Origin of the sequence: Devosia sp. (genome assembly GCF_030689745.1) — a bacterium.
GTDB lineage: Bacteria > Pseudomonadota > Alphaproteobacteria > Rhizobiales > Devosiaceae > Devosia > Devosia alba.
The window spans coordinates 1-8,136 of record NZ_JAUYGL010000004.1; the positions used below are offsets into that span (position 1 = coordinate 1).

The 8,136-nt window shown below is 56.2% G+C and carries 8 protein-coding genes; 6 read left to right on the plus strand and 2 right to left on the minus strand.

Going from position 1 to position 8,136, the window contains the following annotated elements; genetic code table 11:
- Positions 1-806: 806 nt before the first annotated feature.
- From Q8O80_RS00300 to Q8O80_RS00310, 3 genes are all read left to right on the plus strand, one after another.
- Positions 807-1,718, plus strand: a complete 912-nt coding sequence (locus Q8O80_RS00300; RefSeq protein ID WP_305575725.1) for a hypothetical protein — start codon at positions 807-809, stop codon at positions 1,716-1,718.
- 83 nt (positions 1,719-1,801) lie between these two features.
- On the plus strand, positions 1,802-2,227 hold the full coding sequence (locus Q8O80_RS00305) for a hypothetical protein (RefSeq protein WP_305575727.1): 426 nt from the start codon (positions 1,802-1,804) through the stop codon (positions 2,225-2,227).
- The gene (locus tag Q8O80_RS00310) at positions 2,227-4,137 is read left to right on the plus strand and encodes an ATP-binding protein (RefSeq protein WP_305575729.1); all 1,911 of its coding nucleotides are present in this window, start codon (positions 2,227-2,229) and stop codon (positions 4,135-4,137) included. Before Q8O80_RS00305 ends, Q8O80_RS00310 begins: the two co-directional genes overlap by 1 nt.
- 103 nt (positions 4,138-4,240) lie before the next feature.
- Here Q8O80_RS00310 and Q8O80_RS00315 read toward each other — a convergent pair whose 3' ends face one another.
- Positions 4,241-4,489 (minus strand): hypothetical protein, encoded by a 249-nt coding sequence (locus Q8O80_RS00315; protein WP_305575738.1) that lies wholly within the window; start codon positions 4,487-4,489, stop codon positions 4,241-4,243.
- On the opposite strand from Q8O80_RS00315, the gene Q8O80_RS00320 reads away from it, so the two are divergent.
- The 3 genes from Q8O80_RS00320 (at position 4,370) to Q8O80_RS00330 (ending at position 7,117) form a co-directional block, all read left to right on the plus strand.
- A complete protein-coding gene (locus Q8O80_RS00320; protein ID WP_305575736.1) occupies positions 4,370-4,951 on the plus strand; it encodes a hypothetical protein in 582 nt (193 codons plus the stop codon). The genes Q8O80_RS00315 and Q8O80_RS00320 overlap by 120 nt on opposite strands.
- Positions 4,952-6,137: 1,186 nt before the next feature.
- On the plus strand, positions 6,138-6,269 hold the full coding sequence (locus Q8O80_RS00325) for a hypothetical protein (RefSeq protein WP_305575731.1): 132 nt from the start codon (positions 6,138-6,140) through the stop codon (positions 6,267-6,269).
- Positions 6,270-6,481: 212 nt separating this feature from the next.
- On the plus strand, positions 6,482-7,117 hold the full coding sequence (locus Q8O80_RS00330) for a hypothetical protein (RefSeq protein WP_305575733.1): 636 nt from the start codon (positions 6,482-6,484) through the stop codon (positions 7,115-7,117).
- Positions 7,118-7,495: 378 nt separating this feature from the next.
- Here the strand turns inward: Q8O80_RS00330 and Q8O80_RS00335 are convergent, their stop codons facing one another.
- A complete protein-coding gene (locus Q8O80_RS00335; protein ID WP_305575734.1) occupies positions 7,496-7,705 on the minus strand; it encodes a hypothetical protein in 210 nt (69 codons plus the stop codon).
- Positions 7,706-8,136 lie beyond the last annotated feature (431 nt).

The following is an 8,136-nucleotide window of genomic DNA, read 5'->3' on the forward strand; positions in this document are numbered from 1 at the left end:
GTCGCATAGCCAGAACGGCTTGTGCGGTAGGGGTTAGCGGATAGCGGCGCCCTACTTTTCAATATCATCGGTGACCCTGGCGGCCCTGGCGAGCCGGTTGCTGATGGTCCGATGATTGGGTGGTCGCGTGGCGGGCCTAAAGAAATTGACAGGACCCGGGCAGCTTCTCAAGAAAAACAGGGGAATGATGTCCCCTGCCCTCAAAAATTGTTTGTTGGAGAACGACATCATCTTCGAATTCAGCAGAAAATTGGCAGCAACCTGTGGACCATTCGGGACTTTGAGTTTCTGCGCGATCTCACTTGCTGGGATGAAGAGATGGGGCCGCGTCATCGGTTAACCACCATCGTGCTCTTTGTTCCGGATGCGTTCTTCTTGCTTGCCGGAGACGCAAACCTGGGCTATGTCTCGTTGGTCTACAGAAATCGCTTTTTCTGCAGTCACTTAACGGCCCCCGTCGGTGCTAGACACACCGACAGAGGCCTGACCCGAAACCTTCGCTAGAAAGGCCCAGGCTATGTTGACCCTTAACGCCATCGCCCCGATTGGGGAAGACCAATCACCATTCTCTCCTGTCGAAACCCGATCACGGCAGCCTCTTCGGCTAACTGGCGACCTGTCGCTGTCACCCGTTCCGCTTTCGCGCCGCTGATCAGTTTCACCAACAGCGATCACGCCTAGTTCCACGCCAACGTCGACGGTTTTGGCTGCCCACTTTCGGCAGCCAATGCGGAAATATTTTCCGCATGCGCCCCTCTGCGTCTGCATGGATATTGACGTCGTCGCTCCTCAACAGGAGACTCCCCATGACACAATACGCGACCAACTCCGCGGTCACTTTGCCGCCCTATCCGCACTCCGCAGATTGCGCGGACCTGCGACAGAAATTCGACGAGCTCGTGAACGAGTTCATCGCCCCAAGCCTCACTGTCGACGGCCTCGCCCGGTCGCTCAGCGACGGTATTGAGGAGGTCACCACCATCCTGCGTTCCATCTCGGGTCAGGAGGGGCGTCTGATTGAGCGCGGCATTGGATTCGTCGCGAGATGCAATCCGAATCTTGTGGTGCTCACACAGAATCTTCGGCTACCGGTTACACCCGCAGCCATGCAATTGGTGGAAAAGAACAACCCCGCCCATTATCGCTCCTTGACGCTGGATGCCGACCAGGGCGGCCGTAAAAGTTACACGCCTGATCTGATTATCCTGAACAAGCAGACCAGGGTCGCGCATGTGGTTGATGTCAAACGCAGCCTGACGTCGTACGAAAGCACGAGGATTGATGACCTCAAAAGCCGCATGCTGGCGGCAGCCCTTGTCGTTCCAGACCTTTTGTACAAGGAACACCGCCGCTTGATCGCCGAAGAAGTCAGGATCGTTGTTCTTAACGCGGACAATCAGAAATCTGATATCGATGCGGGCATCTGGCCCCTGTCCCATCTCGACCATCTTGTCGAAGTCGCCGGCGCCGGCGAAGCCATCAGGCGCCTCCAGAAGCGGTTTCATGCCCGTATCAAGGCAAACTGGAGCATGGCTCGCCAAACCTTCGTTCGTCCGTCGAATAGTCATGAAGGACCGCCGGCAACGGTACCGGCTACGGAAACAGAGGAGCCCGCCGAGGATGCTGCCCGTCCTGATGACGATGATGATGCTGTCGCGATCGCCGACGAGCCGAGGTTGATCAAGCTGGGCTTCGCCAGAGTGCCAGTGCGACAGTAGCGCTCTTGGCACCACCCATCAACTTCCCATTTTTCAATTGAACGCGTTGACCGTGACCGGTCGGGCGCTCGGAGACCCTTGCCATGACCACACCAATCGTTTTCTTCCCGAAACCCATTCCTTCAACGGCACCGGAACCAAGCAGCCGTCAATCGCGACGTAATCAGATTAGGAGACAACGCGGTCAGGCATTGTCCCATGAACAGATGACCGCCGCGGATGCCATCGCCATTGAGCTGGCTGGAACGCAGCGACCGTGGACTTCAGAGGATCACGCCGCCGACGTCGCCATGGTCGTCCGGATCGCCATTCGTTCAGCCAGACGAAGAGGCGTGCGCCTGGAGAGCCTGCTGTCGATTCCGCGCGAACGGCTCCTGACATTGTGTGAGGAGGGCGACCCGACATGCCTCGTCGTCCGTGATTGGCTTTTGGGAAATCTGGCACACATTCCCGATGGTTTTGAAGCGTCCTTCTCTTCTGCCACAGCCGCCGACAGGGAGGACGCGTGATGGACCCGATCGCTGACCGCATCACCCGTCACCTCCTGCGGCGCATCCGCCGACTGGCGGTCCTCGACCTTTACGCCCATGCAACCGGTGCCGGCCTCCTCAACTCTCGTCACATCGAAGACGAAAAGACCCATAGCACCATCTGGAGCATCTCAGCCAAGGGGATGGCGATGCTGGCTGGTGACCGCACCAGCGCTCGTCGCCTTGTTGCCAGTGCGCTTAAATACGGACCGGCGAGAGAAAATGACAAAGAGGATGATGACCATACGACTGCCGACCCCTGGAGTGAGGCTGTGGCCGAGGCAGGCAAGTCGACCAGAATGGAGGCTGCCAGCACCACGAAAGGATACGATAGGGAAACCCAGTTGATGCTAGGAGTGGTGCGCGAATTCCTGCCGGCGCCCGATTCTGTTCATGCCGCGATGGCCTTGCTGGTGGCGCGTTCTGTCGGTGCCCATCATGCCGGTCTCACAGGCCTTCGCGAGGTTCTGCAAAGACCCCATCCGGTCCTTATGTTCAAAATCCCTGTGTCAGGATTCGAACGGCAGCTGGGATTGATGCTGGAAAATTCGCTCATCGCTCCCTTCTGGGCATCACTGAAAGACATCGCCGGTGGGGCGGCACTCTCTGCTCATTACCGCGAGTCCCGGTCCGAGAAGCTCCGCCGCAAGATCATCACCGCGTCAGGTCGTGCCAGCACCAGCGTTTCCGACACAACGCTCAGGCGACAACTGAGTAATGCGTTACTCGGTGAGGCAGTGCCGGTGGTCATTGCGGACGAGACGTCGGCGGTTGTCAGGCCGCATTTTTCCGCCGCAGCCGACATCGTGTTTGAATGCGCGGGCTTCGATCAGGCCCTCATCGCCGACCTGCTGAAAATCTGTTGTGGTGTGCCGCGAAGAGAGTCACTAGACCGGATGAAGGCGATGGCCTTCGATCCAACAGATATCTGTCTCGACGATCTGGCCCTGGCCGTCAAACCAGGCCGCGGGCTGGAGGCGATCCTGGAAACTCTTGTGGCCTTGGCTGCCGCACATGGTGAAGACGAGGGTGCTGATGACGACTCGGACAAGACCGGCCGCTGGAACGGAAGCGCCAAGTCGTCGGACAAGAGGAAAACCAAATCGATTTCCGTTGATATCATTCAACCCGAATCCTCAGCCCACAATAAAGCCACGGATACTGCCACTGGCAAGGCTGGCGAGGTCAGCGACGCGTTAACCAGGGTCAGCGTTGGCCGTACGCTGCGGGTAGAAATTCTTGCCGGTTATGGCGAGGCTAGAGGCTGGGCGCTTGACCTCAAGGCTGACCTGCCACTCTGGCGCGAAGGTGCAATTGGCTGGGATGAGATGAGCACGAAAATGCTGCTCTCGGGCCCCCCGGGAACGGGCAAAACTACCTATGCCCGAGCCCTCTGCAATACCCTTGAGATACCACTGATTGTCAGTTCCGTCGCGTCATGGCTCGAGCCCGGGTATCTTGGCGATGTGCTCAAGCGTATGTCGGCCGTCTTCGAAGCGGCACGCGAACACTCCCCCTGCATCGTCTTCATCGATGAAATGGATGCCATCGGCAGCAGAGGCGGCGGAGAAGGCAAGCGGCATGACGAATATTGGACATCAGTCATCGCACGCCTGCTCGAGTTGCTGGATGGTGCAATGAAGACCGAGGGCGTCATAGTGGTCGGGGCGACGAATCTTCCTCAGAAGATTGATCCGGCGCTTCTTCGCTCAGGCCGTCTCGAGAAGCACGTCATGATCCCGCCTCCCGATGTCCAAACACTGGCGGGCATTCTCGCTCATCATCTCGGGTCCGACCTTGCCGCGGTTCTTGCCACCGCTCCCGCTCATCCTGCACCTCAACAGGAAGCTTCCGCGCGAGACGTCACCGCCAACACACCCATCAATTAGAAGGCATCATTCGCCTCGGGCGCAACAACCAGAAATGGACAAGCTTATGTCTGAAACAAACCGTTCCCCATCATCGTCCCTGCGGCTCGAAGCCTTGGCGCTGCTAGCAATCGGTCGAACCGGCGCAGATATCGAACGGGTCGTTCGCGAAGCGCGCCAGAGAGCTCGTCGGGGCCAGCGTGACCTGGCATGGGCTGATATCGAGCAGGCGCTTGACGCAGACCGCATGACCATGTCGGATGACCTCCGCTGGCGCGTCTCTGTCCACGAAGCTGGGCACGCCATCGCCTTCACCTTGCTCGGGATCGGCGAGGTTGAATCGGTAACCCTCGGCATCGGGAGCGTAGGCCAAGTGATTGTCAATCGGTATGGCCATCTTGCGCAGACTGAAGACTGGCTCACCAAAACGATGGCCGCCACGCTGGCAGGAAGGGTGGCCGAGCAAATGGTTATCGGCGAGGCGCTCGCAGGATCGGGCGGTGGCGAAGACAGTGACCTCGCCAAGGCAACCGGCATTGCTCTTGATGCCGAGACCAGTCTTGGTTTTGCCGAGCAGCAGCCGCTGCTTTACCGCGCCACGGTGCGGGGTTTTGATGTTCTGTCGCTGGACCGCCAGCTGGCGGAACGGGTCAACGCCCGACTCCTGCGGGCTGAAACCATCGCTCACGAACTTCTGGACAGGGAAGGCTCAAAGCTGATGGCGCTTGCCAGCCGTCTCAATCATGCGGGCATTATGTCAGGGGAAGAGGTGCGGCAACTGTTGGGCATTCGCCTTGATGGCCAAGGTGATGAGGATGTCGAAACCCGGCTTTGAAACGGCGATTCTTTGGGGCGCCGGCCCGATTCCGATCTCCAGTTCTTCGATTCTGCATTCAGAAATCCTGTTTCAGGAAACCCGAAGATCGGTTCCTACTCTTTCCATTTCGATTCAGGATTCCTGAAATTCGTTTCTGACACCACAGAGATCGATTCTCGGTTACCGAAGGGCGATTCTGAATTTGCTTCCTTCGATTCGGGATTACCGATTATCGATTCGGAAGGCCCAATTACCCATTCCTGTGCGAACGGTGGTTGCGCTTGGCTCCGAGGCGAACCACGCACTTACAGTCCGTGCGCGTCTAGAGTCTAGCGACGCAATCCGCGCCAACCAGCGAAGCAGAAGTGTCGATAAATTGAATGCACCGTGCTGGCAAAGCCATCTGATTGGGAACACCATGCCTGCAAGTCGGTTCACATTGACTTGATTGAAGCCGCATCGGATCGAGTTGCGGGCCAATCAACTCGATTTATCTCAATTTACGCTGCCGCGATTCCGATTGCGCGAAATTCGATTCAACATGAGCAATCCGCGATTCTTATGGAAACGGCGTTTGCTGAAACGCTGCAAGCATGCCTTCGTGGTGGGGGCGCTGATGACCACCCTACGAGAGACGAGTGAAGGCCAGTATGCCTGCAAGGGACATCAGCCAATCAGGTGCGATGCGACTGAAGGAACATCGTGACAGGGCGCGCGACGAGATCGTCGTGGGTTTCGAAGACAAGGCGGCTATGGCGGCGAAAAACCGACCATCTTGGCTCTGGCCGAGACCACGAGTGCAACGCACTGCACCATCGGTCGCTTTGGCCTTTGTCGTCTGAGTCAGCGTGTTGGCGTCGATTGCCATGGTGACACTGTTGGCTATCACTCAATTGACTGCCTTGAGTGCAATTCTGGCTCTCATTCCTCAATGCCATGCGGCCCAAGTTGTTGTTCATATCCTGTATTCCCCCCGTTACACCATGAAATTGAATCGATTCTTTCGAATTGTGAATCGCAGATTTGAGGATGCCCGATTGCGGCGCTGGAAATCCGAATGGGTCCAAGCACAGCCTGCGTTAAGCAATCACCATGGTCTTCGTGACCGGCGCGATCAGACTGCTGACGCGCAGACTGTTCTTTCGTTCAGGCAAAGGAGGCATGGGATAAAGCCATGGCTGTTCTTCGGTCCGCGGAGGGAGATATGGCGGTGACCGTTGAACTGTTTGAAAAATGCCTGCGAGCAAATCGAGCCTGGAAGTGCGCAAAGAGCGATCTCCCCCTGCTCTTCTTCAGCCACGTCACTCAGCATTTCCACCTGCGCGTGCCCGGTTGATACCTGTGGGGCCAAAATCCAAGCACGCAGGATTCCAAAATTGGATGTTGCCACGCCAATATTACGCATTATTAAATTTAGCAAACAGGAGAAATGTATTATTGAAATACTATAGAGGCTAACTAGTGTGTTGCTATAATAAACAAATTATAGATTGACTAATCTATAATATAAATGTACAATATATAAAATAAGTAGAAAAGGAATTTAGAATGTTTATTTATGATCTGCCCCAATTTACAAGCACTTTTAACAATGCGAGAGCGTCACATCCGGGGCCGGACATGACATACACAGGGAGACTGCTTCTACCCGGCGACAATGTAATCGTCATGATGACGACTGGCAGTCTGAGGATCACGATAAACGATTTGCCGGCTCCTGCTGATCATCCGATCCATGACCTTTTCGAAAAGGAAGGGTTTATTCTTCGCGATGAAGTCTCTGACGATCTCAGTCGGTTTCGGGAAATTCGCGTGTGGGGGCGCTGGTATATCGACGGACCAGACTACCAATCGTTCGAGCCGTACATCACGTGCAAAACCGATGCTAGTGGCGCAGAAATATACGTGAGATATGTTTATGACTGGATCCTCCGTGGCATAGGTCAGCACAGCATCGCGTTCAAGACAACGACTGAAGGGGAAACCGCATACGGCGTAATGAGGGCGTGGAGCGCACAGCTTACCGACTATTCCGATCTATCATCCCGGCTTGTGGAAAGCGCAGACCTACCAACGGGGCTTGTCTGGTTTCCGCAAGATGAAGGATACGGGCTGCCTATTCTCGTGATGGAGTCCGCAATGGACCTCATTCGAACAACAACAACTGAGTTGGAACGGGCTTAGTGCCTCAGGGAATTCGATTTGGTAAGCCGCACGTCAACATTCAGAAGCCAACCATTCTTGTGCACGCATAAAACCGCCGGGATGGAGTAGCCCGGCTGGGTCTTGCATCCTCGCCGTGACTAAGTGAGAGGATGTCAGTCGGCGTTTCGGGCAAGGCTTTGAGCGTAACGACAGCTGTCGCCATTCATTTCGAGAATGGTGGCATGTGCGCCGATCCTGGTGAGCGGCGCGAAGCCCGGCTCATCCCCTATCGCGCATGCAAGTATGCACGAAAGGGCAACGGATGACCGGAAGCTGGTAGGATAGTTTGCTGATGAACGACGAATATTGACTGAGCCTGCCGTTTGAATGGGTCCACTCGTATTTTGTCGAATGCAATTACTCGTCAGGAATTAGGCCGTCGAACACCTCGATCAGAGCTTCGGTAATAGCCTGGCCGAGCGCATTCGCGGTTCTGGCGATCTCCTCGTCATTGCCATCTCGGGCGGCGACCGCCAGATCGCCTGCCTGATCAGCAACGATTGCGCGGGCGCGTTCAATGGCCCATTGGGCAAAGTCGCTGCGCGATTCAATCGTGGTGGTTTCCATGCCTTGTTCCTGTCTCGTTGAGGAAATTTTCAGTTTTCGGCGCCACATTCGACTGGCGCGTTGAGTATTGCGTACGCGCTATCCGGTCAGGGTGAGATAATCAAGCGGACAGCCCTGCCCCATCGTCTCGGAAAGATAGAGGCCCGCTTAAGGTGATCACAGTTCAGTTTGTCCGGTGACGGGGCTCTAGCGCGCAAGCAGCAGCCTAACCGATGCCTGACATGCTGAATGGCAAACGGTCGACAAAAAAGTCGGCCGCTTTGCGCCTCCATGCACGAACCCGCTTCGCGGGAGGGTGCTCGCGGTGAGGCTGGTGTGATTATCTGATGTTCTAGGCACGTCGCTGGTGTTGCCTGACCATGGAGTTCCTTTCAACAAGAGGAACTTTCCATGGCCAGCTTCTCACACGATGCCCCGACCACACCGCTTCG